16 protein-coding genes and 2 tRNA genes are annotated in these 14,996 nt (G+C 62.3%); 11 read left to right on the top strand and 7 right to left on the bottom strand.

Annotation, left to right across the window (positions count from 1 at the left end; translation table 11 throughout):
- Window positions 1–5 precede the first annotated feature (5 nt).
- On the bottom strand, window positions 6–656 hold the full coding sequence (locus NKJ23_RS14595; RefSeq protein ID WP_352645993.1) for a glutathione S-transferase family protein: 651 nt from the start codon (window positions 654–656) through the stop codon (window positions 6–8).
- A 200-nt stretch (window positions 657–856) separates the two neighbouring features.
- Between NKJ23_RS14595 and NKJ23_RS14590 the strand changes: the two genes are divergently transcribed.
- From NKJ23_RS14590 to NKJ23_RS14575, 4 genes are all read left to right on the top strand, one after another.
- Window positions 857–1,414 (top strand): CDP-alcohol phosphatidyltransferase family protein, encoded by a 558-nt coding sequence (locus NKJ23_RS14590; protein ID WP_023677645.1) that lies wholly within the window; start codon window positions 857–859, stop codon window positions 1,412–1,414.
- Window positions 1,386–2,612, top strand: coding sequence for an AI-2E family transporter (locus NKJ23_RS14585; protein WP_352680738.1), 1,227 nt, complete (start codon window positions 1,386–1,388; stop codon window positions 2,610–2,612). Before NKJ23_RS14590 ends, NKJ23_RS14585 begins: the two co-directional genes overlap by 29 nt.
- A 5-nt stretch (window positions 2,613–2,617) precedes the next feature.
- Window positions 2,618–3,319 (top strand): DnaA regulatory inactivator HdaA, encoded by a 702-nt coding sequence (gene hdaA / locus NKJ23_RS14580; protein ID WP_352680804.1) that lies wholly within the window; start codon window positions 2,618–2,620, stop codon window positions 3,317–3,319.
- A 62-nt stretch (window positions 3,320–3,381) separates the two neighbouring features.
- On the top strand, window positions 3,382–3,663 hold the full coding sequence (locus NKJ23_RS14575; RefSeq protein ID WP_352452982.1) for a hypothetical protein: 282 nt from the start codon (window positions 3,382–3,384) through the stop codon (window positions 3,661–3,663).
- 206 nt (window positions 3,664–3,869) lie between these two features.
- Here NKJ23_RS14575 and NKJ23_RS14570 read toward each other — a convergent pair whose 3' ends face one another.
- The gene (locus NKJ23_RS14570; RefSeq protein WP_352680737.1) at window positions 3,870–4,871 is read right to left on the bottom strand and encodes a GlxA family transcriptional regulator; all 1,002 of its coding nucleotides are present in this window, start codon (window positions 4,869–4,871) and stop codon (window positions 3,870–3,872) included.
- A 130-nt stretch (window positions 4,872–5,001) separates the two neighbouring features.
- Here NKJ23_RS14570 and NKJ23_RS14565 point away from each other — a divergent pair, with 130 nt between their 5' ends.
- Complete coding sequence (locus NKJ23_RS14565) at window positions 5,002–5,829, top strand: alpha/beta fold hydrolase (protein WP_352680736.1); 828 nt, start codon at window positions 5,002–5,004, stop codon at window positions 5,827–5,829.
- Between the two features lie 124 nt (window positions 5,830–5,953).
- Here NKJ23_RS14565 and NKJ23_RS14560 read toward each other — a convergent pair.
- A tRNA-Pro gene (locus tag NKJ23_RS14560) sits at window positions 5,954–6,030 on the bottom strand.
- Between the two features lie 159 nt (window positions 6,031–6,189).
- On the opposite strand from NKJ23_RS14560, the gene NKJ23_RS14555 reads away from it, so the two are divergent.
- The 3 genes from NKJ23_RS14555 to NKJ23_RS14545 all read left to right on the top strand — a co-directional run bounded on the left by NKJ23_RS14555 (window position 6,190) and on the right by NKJ23_RS14545 (window position 7,902).
- Window positions 6,190–6,495: an ETC complex I subunit gene (locus NKJ23_RS14555; protein ID WP_023677641.1), complete on the top strand. Its 306-nt coding sequence runs from the start codon at window positions 6,190–6,192 to the stop codon at window positions 6,493–6,495.
- Between the two features lie 50 nt (window positions 6,496–6,545).
- Window positions 6,546–6,622 (top strand) — tRNA-Arg (locus NKJ23_RS14550).
- Between the two features lie 59 nt (window positions 6,623–6,681).
- The gene (locus NKJ23_RS14545) at window positions 6,682–7,902 is read left to right on the top strand and encodes an anion transporter (RefSeq protein WP_352680735.1); all 1,221 of its coding nucleotides are present in this window, start codon (window positions 6,682–6,684) and stop codon (window positions 7,900–7,902) included.
- A gap of 107 nt (window positions 7,903–8,009) precedes the next feature.
- On the opposite strand, the gene NKJ23_RS14540 is transcribed toward NKJ23_RS14545, so the two are convergent.
- The 4 genes from NKJ23_RS14540 to NKJ23_RS14525 form a co-directional block, all read right to left on the bottom strand.
- Window positions 8,010–8,324, bottom strand: coding sequence for a cupredoxin domain-containing protein (locus NKJ23_RS14540; protein WP_352680734.1), 315 nt, complete (start codon window positions 8,322–8,324; stop codon window positions 8,010–8,012).
- Window positions 8,325–8,335: 11 nt separating this feature from the next.
- Entirely contained in the window at window positions 8,336–8,860 is a 525-nt protein-coding gene (locus tag NKJ23_RS14535; protein WP_352680733.1) for a DUF4142 domain-containing protein, read from the bottom strand.
- 104 nt (window positions 8,861–8,964) lie between these two features.
- Window positions 8,965–9,636, bottom strand: a complete 672-nt coding sequence (locus tag NKJ23_RS14530; RefSeq protein ID WP_023677637.1) for an RNA polymerase sigma factor — start codon at window positions 9,634–9,636, stop codon at window positions 8,965–8,967.
- A 253-nt stretch (window positions 9,637–9,889) separates the two neighbouring features.
- On the bottom strand, window positions 9,890–11,059 hold the full coding sequence (locus tag NKJ23_RS14525) for a cystathionine beta-lyase (protein WP_352680732.1): 1,170 nt from the start codon (window positions 11,057–11,059) through the stop codon (window positions 9,890–9,892).
- 427 nt (window positions 11,060–11,486) lie between these two features.
- On the opposite strand from NKJ23_RS14525, the gene NKJ23_RS14520 reads away from it, so the two are divergent.
- The 3 genes from NKJ23_RS14520 to NKJ23_RS14510 all read left to right on the top strand — a co-directional run bounded on the left by NKJ23_RS14520 (window position 11,487) and on the right by NKJ23_RS14510 (window position 14,928).
- On the top strand, window positions 11,487–12,515 hold the full coding sequence (locus NKJ23_RS14520) for an amino acid ABC transporter substrate-binding protein (RefSeq protein ID WP_352680731.1): 1,029 nt from the start codon (window positions 11,487–11,489) through the stop codon (window positions 12,513–12,515).
- A 63-nt stretch (window positions 12,516–12,578) separates the two neighbouring features.
- On the top strand, window positions 12,579–13,766 hold the full coding sequence (locus NKJ23_RS14515) for an amino acid ABC transporter permease (protein WP_352616742.1): 1,188 nt from the start codon (window positions 12,579–12,581) through the stop codon (window positions 13,764–13,766).
- Between the two features lie 4 nt (window positions 13,767–13,770).
- Window positions 13,771–14,928, top strand: a complete 1,158-nt coding sequence (locus tag NKJ23_RS14510; RefSeq protein ID WP_023677633.1) for an amino acid ABC transporter permease — start codon at window positions 13,771–13,773, stop codon at window positions 14,926–14,928.
- Window positions 14,929–14,996: the final 68 nt, after the last annotated feature.

Genomic DNA, 14,996 nt, shown 5'->3' with positions numbered 1-14,996 from the left:
GCTGGCTATTCTTCACGCCCCTCTGCGTTGATTGCAAATTGCGCGGCGAAAGCCCGGATATAAGCCGGCCGAGCTTCCCCGCGCGCTACATAGGCAGCCAAGTTTTGATATTCGTCCAAAATGCCTGACATTCTTAGTCGCAGCAGCACCGATACCATCAATAAATCGCCTGCGCTGAACGTATCATCGAGCCAGTCGGCGACGCCCAAGTGGGCCGAGAGTTTGTCCAGCCGAGCGCGAACACGGTCCTTTACCAACGGCAAGCGCTCCTCGCTCCAAGGCTTGTCACGTTCGAATATTCTTGCCGTCGTTAATTCGAGGATCGGCGGCTCGACGGTGTTAAGTGCGGCAAACATCCACGTGATCGCACGCGCGCGGGCATTGCGATCCTTCGGCAGCAATCCCGCATGCTGCTCAGCAAGGTGAAAGACGATCGAGCCGGTTTCGAACAGCGAGAGAGAACCTTCCTCATAGGTGGGGATCTGGCCGAAGGGATGGATGGCCAGATGGCCAGGCGCCTTCATTTCTGCGAAGGAAACAAGACGAACCTCATACGGCTGCCCCACTTCTTCGAGCGCCCAGCGAACGCGCGTATCGCGCGCCAGTCCCTTGCCGCCATCGGGCGATCGTTCAAATGCTGTGATAGTGATTGTCATCGCGTCCGTTTCCTCGCTGGGCAAATTTCCTCGGCTTCCTATCGTGAGACGAATGAGCCTCCCCGAAATCGACATCGGTCTTGACCTATTTCATTGCTGGCGCCCTCGTGGGGAGATTGGCAGCTTCTGTGTCGCTTCTCACTTGCCGTAACCCTCCATCTCCATCATGTATCGACAAACAAGAGCGACGGGATATGCGTTTGACCATCCCCAACATGATCACGATCATGCGCTTCGTGCTGGTGCCGGCCGTGGTGCTGGCCATGCTGCAGGAACGCTGGGACTGGGCGTTTGCCGGCTTCCTCATTGCCGGCATTTCCGACGGCGTCGACGGCTTCATCGCCCGTCATTTCAACCAGTTTTCTAGGCTCGGCGCCTATCTCGATCCGATGGCCGACAAGCTGCTGCTGGTCTCGGTTTTCGTGGTCCTGGGCTTCAGCGGCGAACTGCCGCTGTGGCTGGTCGTTACCATGGTGTCGCGCGACGCACTGATCGTCTGCGCCGTGCTTTTATCCACCGTCATGGCGCATCCGGTCGAGATGAAGCCGCTCCTGGTGTCGAAGGCCAACACCGCGATCCAGATCGTGCTGGCGGCAGTGGTGTTGGGCGAACTCGCCTTCGACATCCGTCTCGATCCGCTGAGGCCGGCCCTCATATTGCTGTCCGGGGTCTTGACCGTGGCTTCGGCCGCGGCCTATCTCGTGGCTTGGCTGAGGCATATGAGCGGCTATGGCGAAGGCTCCACACCCGGCACCTGAACACGGGGCACCTGACCACCGGGCACCTGACGAACGGTCCATCGACGCCGAGGCCGAAGCCGCGGCAGCGGAGGCTGCGGCATCGGCGTCGTTTCGCCGCCAGATCCGCTTCTGGCTGGTCAGCGCCATCATCCTCGCCGTCTTCCTCTATGTCTTCAGCGGCATCCTTCTGCCCTTCGTCGCCGGCATGGTGCTCGCCTATTTCCTCGATCCTGTGGCCGACCGGCTGGAGCGGCTCGGCCTGTCCAGGCTGATGGCGACGGTGGTCATCCTCATCGCCTTCATCGTCGTCCTGGTGCTGGCCGTCGTCATCCTGGTTCCGGTGCTCGCCTCGCAGATGGCTGATTTCGCCAGCAAGCTGCCGGACTATCTGACCCGGCTGCAGGGCCTGATCACCAGCTTCGACCCGAAATGGCTGGAAGAAAAATTCGGCGTCGACGCCAACGGCCTGCGCGAAGGCCTGAACTCGCTGCTGACCTCCGGCTTCGGCCTCCTGACCACCGTCTTCACCTCGATCTGGAGCTCCGGCGTGGCGCTGGTCTCGGTCGTCAGCCTGTTCGTGGTGACGCCGGTCGTCGCCTTCTACATGCTGCTCGACTGGGACCGCATGGTGGCAATCGTCGACAGCTGGGTGCCGCGCGATTACGTCAAGACCGTCAGGACGATCGCCAGGGACATCAACACGGCGACCGCCGGCTTCGTGCGCGGCCAGGGCACGCTGTGCCTGGTGCTGGGCGCCATGTATGCCACCGGCCTGACGTTGACGGGCCTGAATTTCGGCATCCTCATCGGCCTGTTTGCCGGGCTGATCTCCTTCATCCCCTATGTCGGCTCGCTGACCGGCCTGGTGCTGGCCGTCGGCGTCGCCTTCGTCCAGTTCTGGCCGGACTGGACCATGATCGCGGCGGTCGCCGGCGTGTTCTTCGTCGGCCAGTTCATCGAGGGCAACATCCTGCAGCCCAGGCTGGTCGGCAAAAGCGTTGGCCTGCATCCGGTATGGCTGATGTTTGCGCTGTTTGCCTTCGGCGCGCTGTTCGGCTTCGTCGGCCTGCTGATTGCCGTGCCGGCTTCCGCCGCCGTTGCCGTTCTGGTGCGTTTCGCCATCGCCCGCTATCTCGAATCGCCGCTCTACAAGGGCCATGCCGACGAGCCGGTGCCGCCGCTGCAGGTGCGGCGCCGCGGGGGCGCGCGCGGTTGAGCCAGATGCCGGACAAGATCGATCCGCCGCGTCAATTGCCGCTCGATCTAGGCCACGGCACCGGCTATTCGCGTGACGAGCTCGTCGTCTCCAGCACCAACAGCCAGGCGGCGGCGCTTGTCGACCGCTGGCCGGACTGGCCGTCGCCGGTCGTTGTGCTGGCCGGGCCGGCCGGCTCGGGGAAAACCCATCTGGCCTCGATTTGGCGGACCCGCGCCGACGCCGTGAAAGTGGCGGCCGGCCGCATCGGCGACTGCATCGAAAACCTCGGCCCGCATCCGGCCCTGATCGACGATATCGATGCCGAACCGATCGATGAGCACGGCCTCTTCCACCTGATCAACGCGGTGCGCGGCGCCGGCTCGAGCTTGCTGTTGACGGCGCGGCGCTTCCCGTCCGCCTGGGGCGTCAGGCTGCCCGACCTGGCGTCGCGGCTGAAGGCGGCGGCGACCGTCGAGATCCACGAACCCGACGATCTTCTGCTGGCCGGCGTCATCACAAAGCTGTTCGCCGACCGCCAGGTCGAGGTCGAGCCGCATGTCGTGCAATATCTGGTGCGCCGCATCGAGCGCTCGCTGGCCACTGCCATGCGCGTGGTCGAACGGCTCGACCGCACCGCGCTCGAGCGCAAGACGCCGATCACCCGCGCCCTGGCAGCCGAGACGGTCAGCGCCATGGACGAAGGGCAGGGCGAGTTCGAGATATAGCGGGATGATCTCGTTAGGCGGGTGTGCTAATCAAGTCGATCTTTTTGACAGTAGGTATTGGAATGAGCCCGATCGTCAGACGAATCGCACTGATATGGCTTGTCTCATCGCTGTTCTGGTCGGCGATCGTGGTGAAAGAGATGTTCGATTACGCGGACTTGATGCTCAGGGCTTACGGCGAGGAGCCTGCTCATATCACCTGGCTCAGGCAAGCCTTTTCGGAGTTTTGGCCAGCTATTCCCTGGGGCTCGGCCGTGATCCTGGTCGTGGAAGTCGGAGGCGCATTACTGCTGATTTCAGGAATTCGACTGATCCGGCACATCAGGCAAAAAGCCTCGGCGTGAACATCAGGGAGCTCACTTCCGTGTGTGTCCCATTTCGAGAAAAAGACTGGCACCTGTCTTGCAACAAAGAGCTTGCCGGCTAATCCCGGTCCTGATTGCGTATCAAATCAGGTAGTAGGCTCGCCGGGAGATGGGTGGTTGGGGTTCTCGCCCGGCGAGCTTGCCTTTGGCAGCATCGAATCGATAGCGCCATTGCGCGGCTGGCCTCAGCTCTCTCCGCCTGCAACCACCGCTCGTTCCGTGCCAAAGCGCTTGCGATAGTCGCCGGGCACCAGGCCGGTTATCCTGGCGAATACCTTGCGGAACGAGCCGGGATCGTCATAGCCGACCTCCCAGGCGATCTGGTCGATCGCTCGCATCGTGGTTTCCAGCATCTCGCGCGCCTTGCCGACCCGCAGGTGCTGACAATATTCGGTCGGCTTGAGGCCGGTGGCGCTGCGGAAGCGCCGCAGAAAAGTCCGCTCCTCCAGCCCGGCGTGATCGGCCATGGCGCCAAGCGTCACATCGCGCGCGCCGTTCGCCTGCAGCCAGTGCTGCACCTTGAGGATCGCTTCGTCGCCGTGGGTCAGCCGCGGCGCAAACGGACTGTAAAAACGTTGCTCGCGGCCCGGCGGGTCGACCAGCATGAAACGCGCCGTGTCCATCATGACGGTCGGCCCGAGCACCCTGTCCACGAGCTTGAGGCCGAGGTCGGTCCAGGCCATGTAGCCGCCGGCGGTGATGATATCGCCATCGTCGATGACCAGCCTGTCGGCGTCGAGCAGGATGTCGGGAAAGCGTAGCGCCAGCGCGTCGCGATAAGCCCAGTGCGTCGTCGCCGCACGGCCGGACAACAGGCCGGTTTCGGCAAGCACGAAAGCGCCGGCACAGACCGAACCGAGCGTCGCGCCTGCCGTGTGGCGATCCCTGAGCCAGCCGGCATAGGGCGCGGCTGCTTCCCGAGCGATCGGATCTCCCAAGGTCGGCGGGAGGATAACCATGGCTGGTTCATTGTCGGCGCCGGGGTCGCTGTCGAAGGTGCGGACTACGGTGTGGCCCGCGTCCTCCAATTGCCAATGGCTGACGCGAAGCCTCGCCGCCTCCGGCGACAGCTCGACAGCCAGCCGGTTTGCCAGCATGAAAAGATCGGTCAGGCCGAGCACGGCCGCTTCCTGCACGCCGGGATACAAGACAAGGCCGATTTCGATCAGATCACGCGCCGCCGTCATTTGTCAGTTTTGCCACGTTGAATGTCCGTTTTGCCAATGCTCACCCTGGCCGCACTGTTATAATTTGTCCAGCTGAAGGGGCTAGAAGCTTCCCTGTTACCCCCTAACTTTTCCATCAAGGAGTAGGACGATGAGCACATTCACCACCCATGACGGCACCGAGATTTTCTACAAGGATTGGGGCAAGGGCCAGCCGATCGTGTTCCATCACGGCTGGCCGCTGAGCTCAGACGACTGGGACAACCAGATGCTGTTCTTCCTCGAAAAGGGCTACCGCGTCATCGCACATGACCGCCGCGGCCACGGCCGCTCGTCGCAGACCGCTACTGGCAATGAGATGGACACCTACGCCGCCGACGTTGCGGCGCTGGCGGCGCATCTCGATCTCAGGGATGCGATCCACATCGGCCATTCGACCGGTGGCGGCGAGGTGGCCCGTTACGTCGCGCTTTATGGCGGTGGCGGCCGCGTTGCCAAGGCGGTGCTGATCGGCGCCGTGCCGCCGATCATGGTCAAGACCGACAGCAATCCGGGTGGCCTGCCGATCGAGGTCTTCGACGGCTTTCGCGCCGCTTTGGTCGCCAACCGCGCCCAGTTCTACAGGGATGTGCCGGCCGGCCCGTTTTACGGTTTCAATCGCGAGGGCGCCAAGGTCTCGCCAGGGGCTATCGACAATTGGTGGCGCCAGGGCATGATGGGCGGAGCCAAGGCTCATTACGACTGCATCGAGGCCTTTTCCGAGACCGACTTCACCGACGATCTCAAGAAGATCGAGGTTCCCGTCCTGATCATGCACGGGGACGACGACCAGATCGTGCCGATCGCCGATTCCGCGCTGCTTGCGGCCAAGCTGGTGAAGCACGGCACGCTCAAGGTCTACAAGGGCCTGCCGCACGGCATGTGCACCACGCATCCGGAGATCATCAATCCGGATCTGCTGGCTTTCATCCAGGGCTGACGGCTTGCATGTCGGACGGGCAGCGCGGGCTCGTGCTGTCCGTCCGTCGCTTAAACATGACCGGCGACGGGAGACACACTCGAGCGTGATCCGCTTGCGCTGCCGACGAGATTTGCTTGATGAATGGTCGGAGTGGAGAGATTCGAACTCCCGACCCTCTGGTCCCAAACCAGATGCGCTACCAGGCTGCGCTACACTCCGAACGGTCTGTTGCCTAGTGATTTCAGCCCGCCAAAGCAAGCGTAAAAAGCCATCGGCCTTGCTGCCGGCGGCATTGCGCAGTAATGACGGGCTAGTGCATGGCCAGAGAACAGTAATGTGGGCTCGGGTCGTGTGCTTGCAACCAGCAATGAGGTGGTCATGTCAGCCCGCATTTTCAGCCCAGCCAAAACCGCGATGCAGTCCGGCAAGGCCAAGACCGGCTATTGGGTGCTGGAATTCGATCCGGAGCAGCGCAAGAAGATCGATCCGCTGATGGGCTACACTACGTCCGGCGACATGCGAAGCCAGATCAGGCTGACCTTCGACACAAGAGAAGAGGCGGTCGCCTATGCCGAGAAGGAAGGGCTGGCTTTCCGCGTCGAGGAGCCGAAGGAAATCAAGCGCCGCCAGATTTCCTATGCGGAGAATTTCCGCTATGACCGCAGGACGCCCTGGACGCATTGATCCCATACCGGCCCTGCCGGCACAATCCGCCGGTCATGCGGCCGGCCAGCGGTCCCGTAGCTCAGCTGGATAGAGCACCGGCCTTCTAAGCCGATGGTCACAGGTTCGAATCCTGTCGGGATCGCCAATATCTTCAGGTCCATTCCGGACAGGTTCACTCGCCAGTCGCACAGGATTTTCCAACACATGACAGCGATGGGCGCGGCGGCATTGCTGATCCTGGTCCTGACCTATGCCGGCGTCGCAATCGGCAGGATACCCGGACTGCGCCTCGACCGGGCAGGCATCGCGCTGCTCGGCGGTGCGGCGATGATCGCCATCGGCGCGCTCGACATGGAAGACGCCTACCGCGCCATCAGCTTCGACACCATCACGCTTCTGCTCGGCATGATGATCGTCGTGGCGCATCTGAAAGTGTCGGGCGCCTTTCGCGCGCTCGGTGGGTTCGCCATCGAGCACGCCCATGCGCCATTCATGCTGCTGGTGATGGTGACGCTGTTGACCGGCGTCCTCTCGGCGTTCCTGGTCAACGACGCCATCTGCCTGGTCATGGCGCCGATCGTCGTCCATGTCACCCGCGTCATCAACCGCAATCCGGTTCCCTATCTGATCGCCACCGCCACGGCGTCCAATTGCGGCAGCGTCGCCACCATTACCGGCAATCCGCAGAATATGGTCATCGGCGCGCTGTCGGGGATTTCCTACCCGGCCTTCTCGGCGGCGTTGGCGCCGGTCGCGGCGTTCAGCCTCGTCGCCGTCATCGTCATCATCCGCATCGTCTACCGCGCCGAATTTTCGCGCAAGGCCGAGCTCAGCCCCGAAGTCTATCGCGGCCGCATGCTGCCGGGGCAGGTGGTGAAGGCGGTGGTCGTCTGTGTCGGTTTGGCGATCGCCTTCTTCGCCGGCGTTCCAGTCGCCAAGGCAGCGCTGATCGGCGGCGCCATTCTTCTTTTGACCCGCGCCATCAAACCTGAGCGCATCTATCGCGAGATCGATGGCCCGCTGCTGTTCATGTTCGCCGGGCTGTTCATCGTCGTCGCCGGGGCGGAGAAGACGCTGCTGACGCCCGACATCGTCGCCTCGGCAAAGGACCTCGGGCTGAATGATGTGTGGCGGCTGTCCGGCTTCACCGCGGTGCTGTCCAACATCATGAGCAATGTCCCGGCCGTGCTGGCGCTGAAGCCGTTCGTGCCCGGACTGGAAAACCCCGAGCGGGCCTGGCTGGTCGTCGCCATGAGCTCGACGCTGGCCGGCAATTTCACGCTGCTCGGCTCGGTCGCCAATCTGATCGTTGCCGAGCACGCGCGGGTCTCCGGCAAACCGCTGGGCTTCATCGCCTTCTTCAAGGTCGGCCTGCCGTTGACGCTGGTCACGCTGCTTGTAGGGACGGCATGGCTGGCAGCCTAAAAGCGCGTCGCATTAGACCGGGCTCATGCGGCGCGCTTTAGGCTCTTTTTTATGCATGTCGTTATCGCAAAACCGCTGCACACTTTTGCGCGACATGCATCAGCCAGTCAGGGCGATGTCACCGTCAGATGGCCTTTCATGTTGGGATGGAAGCGGCAGAAATAATCGACCGATTCCGCCTTCTTCACCGTCAGGCTCGCCGCCTTCTTCGGCGGGATCATCACTTCCCAGGCGCCGTTGACGGTTGCCGTGTGGGCGAACACGTCCTTGTTCACCCACCTGATCGTGTCGCCGACCTTCGCCTCGATCTTTGCCGGCGAAAACACAAGCTTCTCGATCGTCACCTCGATGGTGTCGGCCTTGGCCGGCGCGGCACCCATGGCCAATGCCAGCGCAACCCACAGATGCCGCCTCGACGCCATTGGCTCGATCCTCACTTCAGCATGCCGGCGACGTGTTCGGCGTGCTGTTCGTGGCCCTGGAATATTTTCAGGCCGGTTTCCAGCAGGCTCTTCAGCTCGGCATTGCTGGCCGACGGGATCAGCAGAGTTTCGAGCGCGCTATTGACCTGCTTGTGGTAGGCCACCTCGTTGGCGACATAGGCCTTGTCGAACGCCGCGCCCTTGAGCTTGGCAAGCTTGGCACGTTCCTCGGCCGCCGCCTTGGTCAGCGCCTTGCTGGTCGGATTGTCCTCAGGCGTGACCTTGAGCTTTTTGACCAGGTCGAGAGCCTGTTTGTTGACCGCCTCGTGATCTCGCACCATGTCCTTGGCGAAATCCACCACCTCCTTGTTCTTCGATTTCTTCAGCGCCTGCTTGGCCGCTTCGACGTCAAGCACCCCCGCCGTGTAGGCGATATGTGCGATCTGCGGATCGGTCGGTTTGTCGGCAGCTTGCGACAAGGGCGCTGCGCTAAGCAGGAAAACTGCGGCCAGTGCCGTGGTCGATCGAATAAACATGATGCTCTCCTTCGCCCCGACGCGGAACTGCATCGGGCTTCGTTTTCAGTGATGCTCATTGGATGCAGGTCGCCGCCAAACGTTCCCGCGAAAATCGGCGCGGCCTATCCCGAAAGACCAAGCCGCTGCATCACGGCATTGGTCAGCCGTTCGCAGCGCCGGCCCGCGAAGGGAAAGGCGTCGAGCAGCACCGGGCCGATCTGGTCGTCCAGCGCCTTGCGCACCAGCGCGCGGGCGCGGTGCAGCCGGGTCTTGATGGTTTCTGGTCGCACGCCAAGCAGTTCGGCGGTTTCCTCGATGCTCAATCCCTCGATGACGCGCGCCACGAACACCATCCGGTAGACATCGGGAAGACTGTCGGTTGCCCGTTCGACAAGCTCAAGGATCTGCCGTTGCGCCATCGTCCGCTCCGGATCGTCGCTCGGGTTGAGGGGAAACCGGATGATTTCGGCTTGCGGGTTTTCAGGCATCGCAACCATTCGCCGCCTTTTGCGCAAGCGGCCGAGCGCTTCGTTGATGACGATACGCGATAGCCACGTGGCGAGCGAGGCATCGCCGCGAAAGGCCTCGAGATGGGCAAAGGCGCTGACATAGGCCTCCTGGACGATGTCCTCGGCCTCGCTGTCGTTACGCACGACGCCGCGGGCGATGCGGTAGAGCCTTTGGTTGTGCGTCTTGATGATGGTGCGGAATGCATCGCCATCACGTGCCAGCGCGCGGCCGACAAGCTGCATGTCGCCGGAAGCGGCGGGCGTTGCCGTCAACGCAGCAGGCATGGCCGATCTCCTGATAGGCTTCTCATCGCGACATTGGATGCATCGGCCGACAAAAGGTTCCCGACCGATCCCGCCGGCCAGCCTCAATCCGTGTCAAGGACCGGCAGAGGCTATTCTACCGCCTTCACCACACCGCCGCCTCTATTTTGTAGAGCCGTATCATCGGCCGATCGGTCGCCATGATATCGCTCAGGATCGCAATTTTTCCAGGCTGTTACGCCGATTTTCTGACTCAATGTGAAAAGGTGCTGGCTCAGGCTTCAGCGGCCGCCGCCAGCCCGCGCGCCAGGTCGGCCTTCAAATCCCCTACATCCTCGAGCCCGATCTGCAGGCGCACCAGCGGCCCGTCATACGGGCCCTTGGCGATGGTGCGGTCGCCAAGGAATACCGGCACGGCAAGGCTCTCATAGCCGCCCCAGGAATAGCCGAGGCCGAAAAACTTCAACGCGTCGAGGAAGGCGTGCTGCTGCTTCTGTCCGCCGCCCGCGAGAACGATCGAGAAGATGCCGCTCGATCCGCAAAAATCGCGCTTCCACATGGCGTGGTCGGGATGACTGGGCAGCCCCGGATGCAGCACCTGCGCTACGCCCGGCTGACCCTCCAGCCATCCGGCGAGGGAAAGCGCGCTCTTTTGATGATGCTCCAGCCGCACGCCCATGGTGCGCAGGCCGCGCAGCACCTGGTAGACGTCGTCAGGCCCGGCGCAGCAGCCCATCGTGTTGAACGTCTCGAAAAGCTGCTTCCAGCAGTCCGCATTGGCCGACACCGTGCCGAGCAGCACGTCGGAATGGCCGGCCGGGTATTTCGTCGCCGCGTGGATCGAGATGTCGACGCCATGGTCGAGGGGGCGAAAGTAGAGCGGCGTCGCCCAGGTGTTGTCCATCATGACGATGGCGCCGGCGGCATGCGCTGCCTTGGCGATGGCCGGTATGTCCTGCACCTCGAAAGTGTTGGAGGCCGGCGATTCGGTGAACACCACCTTGGTGTTGGGCTTGATCAGCGCCGCGATGCCGGCGCCGATGCGCGGTTCGTAATACTCGACCTCGATGCCCAGCCGCTTCAGCATCGTGTCGGCGAAGTTGCGGGTCGGATGATAAACGGAATCGACGATCAGCAGATGATCGCCGGCCGACAGGAAGGCGAGCAGCGGCAGCGTCACCGCCGCCAGGCCGGACGGTACCGCGACCGTGCCTGCCGAACCTTCCAGCGCATCGATCGCGCTGTTCAGCGCATCGGTGGTCGGCGTACCGCGCGTGCCGTAGGTGTATCTCTGGCTGCGTGAAGCCATCGCCGCCGCATTGGGATAGAGCACGGTCGAGGCATGCACCACCGGCGGATTGACGAAGCCGAAATAGTCATGCGGGTTGTTGCCGGAATGGGCGAGCCGCGTGTTGACGCCCATCTCGCTGTCGTCTTTTGCCATTGCTTTTCGTCCCATGGGTTGGTCGTTAGCCATAGTGCGGCGGCATTGGCCGCGCAACCGCACCGCACTCGCCAGGCCAAGGTCTTGAATATGCCAATTCAGCAACGAGCCGTGGATCCGCGGGAAGGCTGCCAAGTGCGCTTGGCAACTCACGGTCGGACTTTGCCGGCTTTATTGGCGCGCTGACCAATTTGCGAGCGCGTTTGTCTGCAATTTCAGGCATTTCAGGCGGTTGGTTTTCAAAGTCTTTCGGATTTGGTCATTTCCCTTGACCTCACAGGAATAATCGCCTTCGATGTTGTTCGTGAATGGGAGGCAGCGCGTCGGTGACGATGCGGGATTCCGGTAACGGGCCGGGATACATAGCTGCGTTCACACGGGAAAAAGTCAGGTTCGCCTGGAAAAAACAGAAAAGGGTCTGTGGGTCATGAAACACATTGCAATCGGCGTTTTGGGCGCCGCCGCGTTTGGGTTCGCGGCTTCGGCCGCATCGGCGAGCACGCTCGACGATGTCAAGGCGAAAGGCTTCATCCAGTGCGGCACCAATACGGGTCTTGCTGGCTTCGCGGCGCCTGACGACAAGGGTGAATGGAAAGGCATCGATGTGGATTTCTGCCGCGCCGTGGCGGCCGCCGTCTTCGGCGATGGCACCAAAGTCAAGTTCACGCCGCTCAGCGCCAAGGAGCGGTTCACCGCGCTGCAGTCGGGCGAGGTCGACATCCTGTCGCGCAACACCACCTGGACCATCAACCGCGATACGGCGCTTGGCCTGAACTTCGTCGGCGTGACCTATTATGACGGTCAGGGCTTCATGATCAACGCCAAGAAGCTTCCGGGCGTGAATTCGGCACTGCAGCTTTCGGGCGCGGCGGTGTGTGTGCAGAGCGGCACCACGACCGAGCTCAACCTTGCCGACTATTTCAAGTCGAACAAGATGGAGTACAACCCCGTCGTTTTCGAAAAGCTGGATGAGGTCAACGCCGCATATGATGCCGGCCGCTGCGACGTCTACACCACCGACCAGTCGGGTCTCTACGGCATTCGCCTGACGCTCAGCTCGCCGGCCGACCACGTCGTGTTGCCCGAGATCATCTCCAAGGAGCCGCTTGGGCCGGCCGTGCGCCAGGGTGACGACCAGTGGTACCACATCGTCAAGTGGACCTATTTCGCGCTGCTCAACGCCGAGGAACTGGGCATCACCCAGGCCAATGTCGACGAGATGAAGAACTCGGACAATCCCGAGATCAAGCGCGTGCTCGGCCAGGAAGCCGACACCAAGATCGGCACCGATCTAGGTGTCTCCAACGACTGGGTCGTCAACATCGTCAAGGCCGTCGGCAATTACGGCGAGATGTTCGAACGCAATGTCGGCTCCGGCAGCCCGCTGAAGATCGCCCGCGGCATCAACGCGCTGTGGACCAAGGGTGGCCTGCAGTACGCTCCGCCGATCCGCTGATCGAAAATGGATCCGGAAGGCAGATCGTCTGCCTTCCGGTCTCTCTTTCCAGGGGACTGTCGAATGGCATCGCAGGAAGTTCTTCGCGAGGAGCCAAGCCGCGGTTCCTTCATCAATGATCCGCGCGTCCGCGGCATATTCTTTCAAGCATTGGTCCTCGTCCTGCTGGTAGCGGGTGTCTGGTGGGTTACCCACAACGTCATCGCCAATTTGACGCGGCTGCACATCGCTTCCGGCTTCGGCTTTCTTAAGGGCCGCGCCGGCTTCGACATCAGCGAAAGCGCCATCGCTTATTCATCGGATTCGACCTATTTCCGTGCCATCCTGGTTGGCTTTATCAACACCGTGATCGTTGCTGTCGTCGGCATCATCACCGCCACCATCATCGGTTTCATCGTCGGCATCGGCCGGCTGTCGCATAACTGGCTGATCAGGAAGATCTGCACCGTTTATGTCGAGGTGTTCCGCAACATCCCACCGCTGCTGGTCATCTTCTTCTGGTATTCCGGCGTGCTCGCCGTGCTGCCGCCGCCACGCGAGAGCATCAATCTGCCGTTCGGCTCCTTTCTCAACCAGCGCGGCTTCTATTTTCCCCGCGCTGTATGGGGCGAGGGCTCCTGGCTGATCCTGGTCGCACTGCTCCTCGGCATCGCCATGGCCTGGTTCGTCGCCCGCAAGGCGCGGCAGCGGCAGATGGCGACGGGACAGCCATTCCCGGTGTTCTGGACATCCATGGCGTTGATCGTTGGCCTGCCGCTGCTGGCCTACGCGCTGAGCGGCTTTCCGCTGAGCTTTGAATTTCCAAAGCAGTCGACCTTCAATCTCGTCGGTGGCTTTCAGGTCAGGCCCGAGTTCCTGTCACTCTATCTGGCGTTGTCCTGCTATACGGCCGCCTTTATCGCCGAGATCGTGCGCGCCGGCATCAGGGGCGTCAGCGCAGGCCAGACCGAGGCGGCCGCGGCACTCGGGCTGCGCTCGGGATCGATCCTCAGGCTTGTCGTCGTGCCGCAGGCGATGCGCATCGTTATTCCGCCGCTGACCAGCCAGTATCTCAACCTGACCAAGAATTCCTCGCTCGCCATCGCCATCGGCTATCCGGACCTGACGGCGACGGCCGGCACGGTCTTGAACCAGACCGGGCAGGCAGTCGAAGGCGTGGTGATCATGATGGCGGTGTACCTGGCGCTCAGCCTGATCACGTCGGCGATCATGAACGTCGTCAATGCCAGGATGGCGCTGGTGGAGAGGTAGGGCCATGCAAGAGCACGATATGTCCTGGGTGCGGACGGAGATGGCGCTGGCGCAGCCGGCGCCGTCGAGCGAGCGCGGCCTCACCGCCTGGGTCCGCAAGAATCTGATCGCATCGACCGGCGACGCCATCCTGACCATCATCGGCATCGTGCTGGTTGCCATGATCCTGCCGCAGATCGTCAATTGGGCTTTCATCAACGCCCAGTGGACGGGACCGGACCGCACGGTCTGCGCCACCGTGGCGCAGGGCGGCATCCAGTCGGACGGCTGGACCGGCGCCTGCTGGGCTTTCGTCAACGCCAAGTTCGGCCAGTTCATGTTCGGCCGCTATCCCCTGGAAGAGCGTTGGCGCCCGATCCTGGTCGCCATCCTGTTCGTGGCGCTGCTGGTGCCGCTGCTCATTCCGCGCGTACCGCGCAAGGGGCTGAATGCCATTCTTCTCTTTTTTGCACTGCCGGTCGTCGCCTTCGTTCTGCTGATCGGCGGCATGTTCGGCCTGCCCTATGTCGAAACCCCGCTCTGGGGTGGACTGCTGGTGACACTCAGCCTGTCCTTTGTCGGCATAGCTGTGTCGCTGCCGGTCGGCATCGTGCTGGCGCTCGGCCGGCGCTCGAACATGCCGATCGTCAAGCTGCTGTGCGTGATCTTCATCGAGACGGTACGCGGCATCCCGCTGATTACGGTGCTGTTCTTTGCCAGCGTGATGCTGCCGCTGTTCCTGCCGGCCGGCGTCAGCTTCGACAAGTTCCTGCGCGCGCTGATCGGCGTGTCGCTGTTTGCCGCCGCCTACATGGCCGAAGTGGTGCGCGGCGGCCTGCAGGCGATCCCCAAAGGCCAGTATGAGGGCGCCGATTCGCTCGGCCTCAGCTATTGGCAGAAGATGGGTCTGGTCGTCATGCCGCAGGCGCTGAAGCTGGTCATTCCCGGCATCGTCAACACCTTCATCGGCATGTTCAAGGACACCAGCCTGGTCATCGTCATCTCGATGTTCGACCTCCTCGGCATCGTCAAGCAGAACTTCTCCGACGCCAATTGGGCGACGCCGCAGACGGCCAGATCCGGCCTGGTGTTCGCGGCCTTCATCTTCTGGCTGTTCTGCTTCGGCATGTCGCGCTATTCAATGTACACGGAACGCCGTCTCGACACCGGCCACAAACGCTAAAAAAGGGGACCTTGTCATGGCCATAGAAAACGCCGTCAGCGCGGAAGAGATCAAGGTCAATGCCGCCA

The sequence above is a fragment of the Mesorhizobium sp. M0184 genome (assembly GCF_040322215.1).
Taxonomy (GTDB): domain Bacteria; phylum Pseudomonadota; class Alphaproteobacteria; order Rhizobiales; family Rhizobiaceae; genus Mesorhizobium.
The sequence above is the reverse complement of the archived record's forward strand: the minus strand, read 5'-3'. Positions and strand labels throughout refer to the sequence as shown.

What these genes read in the sequence shown, in the direction of transcription:
- NKJ23_RS14595 (WP_352645993.1), bottom strand. Translation starts at nt 656, where the DNA reads ATGACAATCACTATCACAGCATTTGAACGATCGCCCGATGGCGGCAAG.
- NKJ23_RS14585 (WP_352680738.1), top strand. Translation starts at nt 1,386, where the DNA reads ATGGCGAAGGCTCCACACCCGGCACCTGAACACGGGGCACCTGACCAC.
- hdaA (WP_352680804.1), top strand. Translation starts at nt 2,618, where the DNA reads ATGCCGGACAAGATCGATCCGCCGCGTCAATTGCCGCTCGATCTAGGC.
- NKJ23_RS14575 (WP_352452982.1), top strand. Translation starts at nt 3,382, where the DNA reads ATGAGCCCGATCGTCAGACGAATCGCACTGATATGGCTTGTCTCATCG.
- NKJ23_RS14570 (WP_352680737.1), bottom strand. Translation starts at nt 4,871, where the DNA reads ATGACGGCGGCGCGTGATCTGATCGAAATCGGCCTTGTCTTGTATCCC.
- NKJ23_RS14565 (WP_352680736.1), top strand. Translation starts at nt 5,002, where the DNA reads ATGAGCACATTCACCACCCATGACGGCACCGAGATTTTCTACAAGGAT.
- NKJ23_RS14555 (WP_023677641.1), top strand. Translation starts at nt 6,190, where the DNA reads ATGTCAGCCCGCATTTTCAGCCCAGCCAAAACCGCGATGCAGTCCGGC.
- NKJ23_RS14545 (WP_352680735.1), top strand. Translation starts at nt 6,682, where the DNA reads ATGACAGCGATGGGCGCGGCGGCATTGCTGATCCTGGTCCTGACCTAT.
- NKJ23_RS14540 (WP_352680734.1), bottom strand. Translation starts at nt 8,324, where the DNA reads ATGGCGTCGAGGCGGCATCTGTGGGTTGCGCTGGCATTGGCCATGGGT.
- NKJ23_RS14535 (WP_352680733.1), bottom strand. Translation starts at nt 8,860, where the DNA reads ATGTTTATTCGATCGACCACGGCACTGGCCGCAGTTTTCCTGCTTAGC.
- NKJ23_RS14530 (WP_023677637.1), bottom strand. Translation starts at nt 9,636, where the DNA reads ATGCCTGCTGCGTTGACGGCAACGCCCGCCGCTTCCGGCGACATGCAG.
- NKJ23_RS14525 (WP_352680732.1), bottom strand. Translation starts at nt 11,059, where the DNA reads ATGGCAAAAGACGACAGCGAGATGGGCGTCAACACGCGGCTCGCCCAT.
- NKJ23_RS14520 (WP_352680731.1), top strand. Translation starts at nt 11,487, where the DNA reads ATGAAACACATTGCAATCGGCGTTTTGGGCGCCGCCGCGTTTGGGTTC.
- NKJ23_RS14515 (WP_352616742.1), top strand. Translation starts at nt 12,579, where the DNA reads ATGGCATCGCAGGAAGTTCTTCGCGAGGAGCCAAGCCGCGGTTCCTTC.
- NKJ23_RS14510 (WP_023677633.1), top strand. Translation starts at nt 13,771, where the DNA reads ATGCAAGAGCACGATATGTCCTGGGTGCGGACGGAGATGGCGCTGGCG.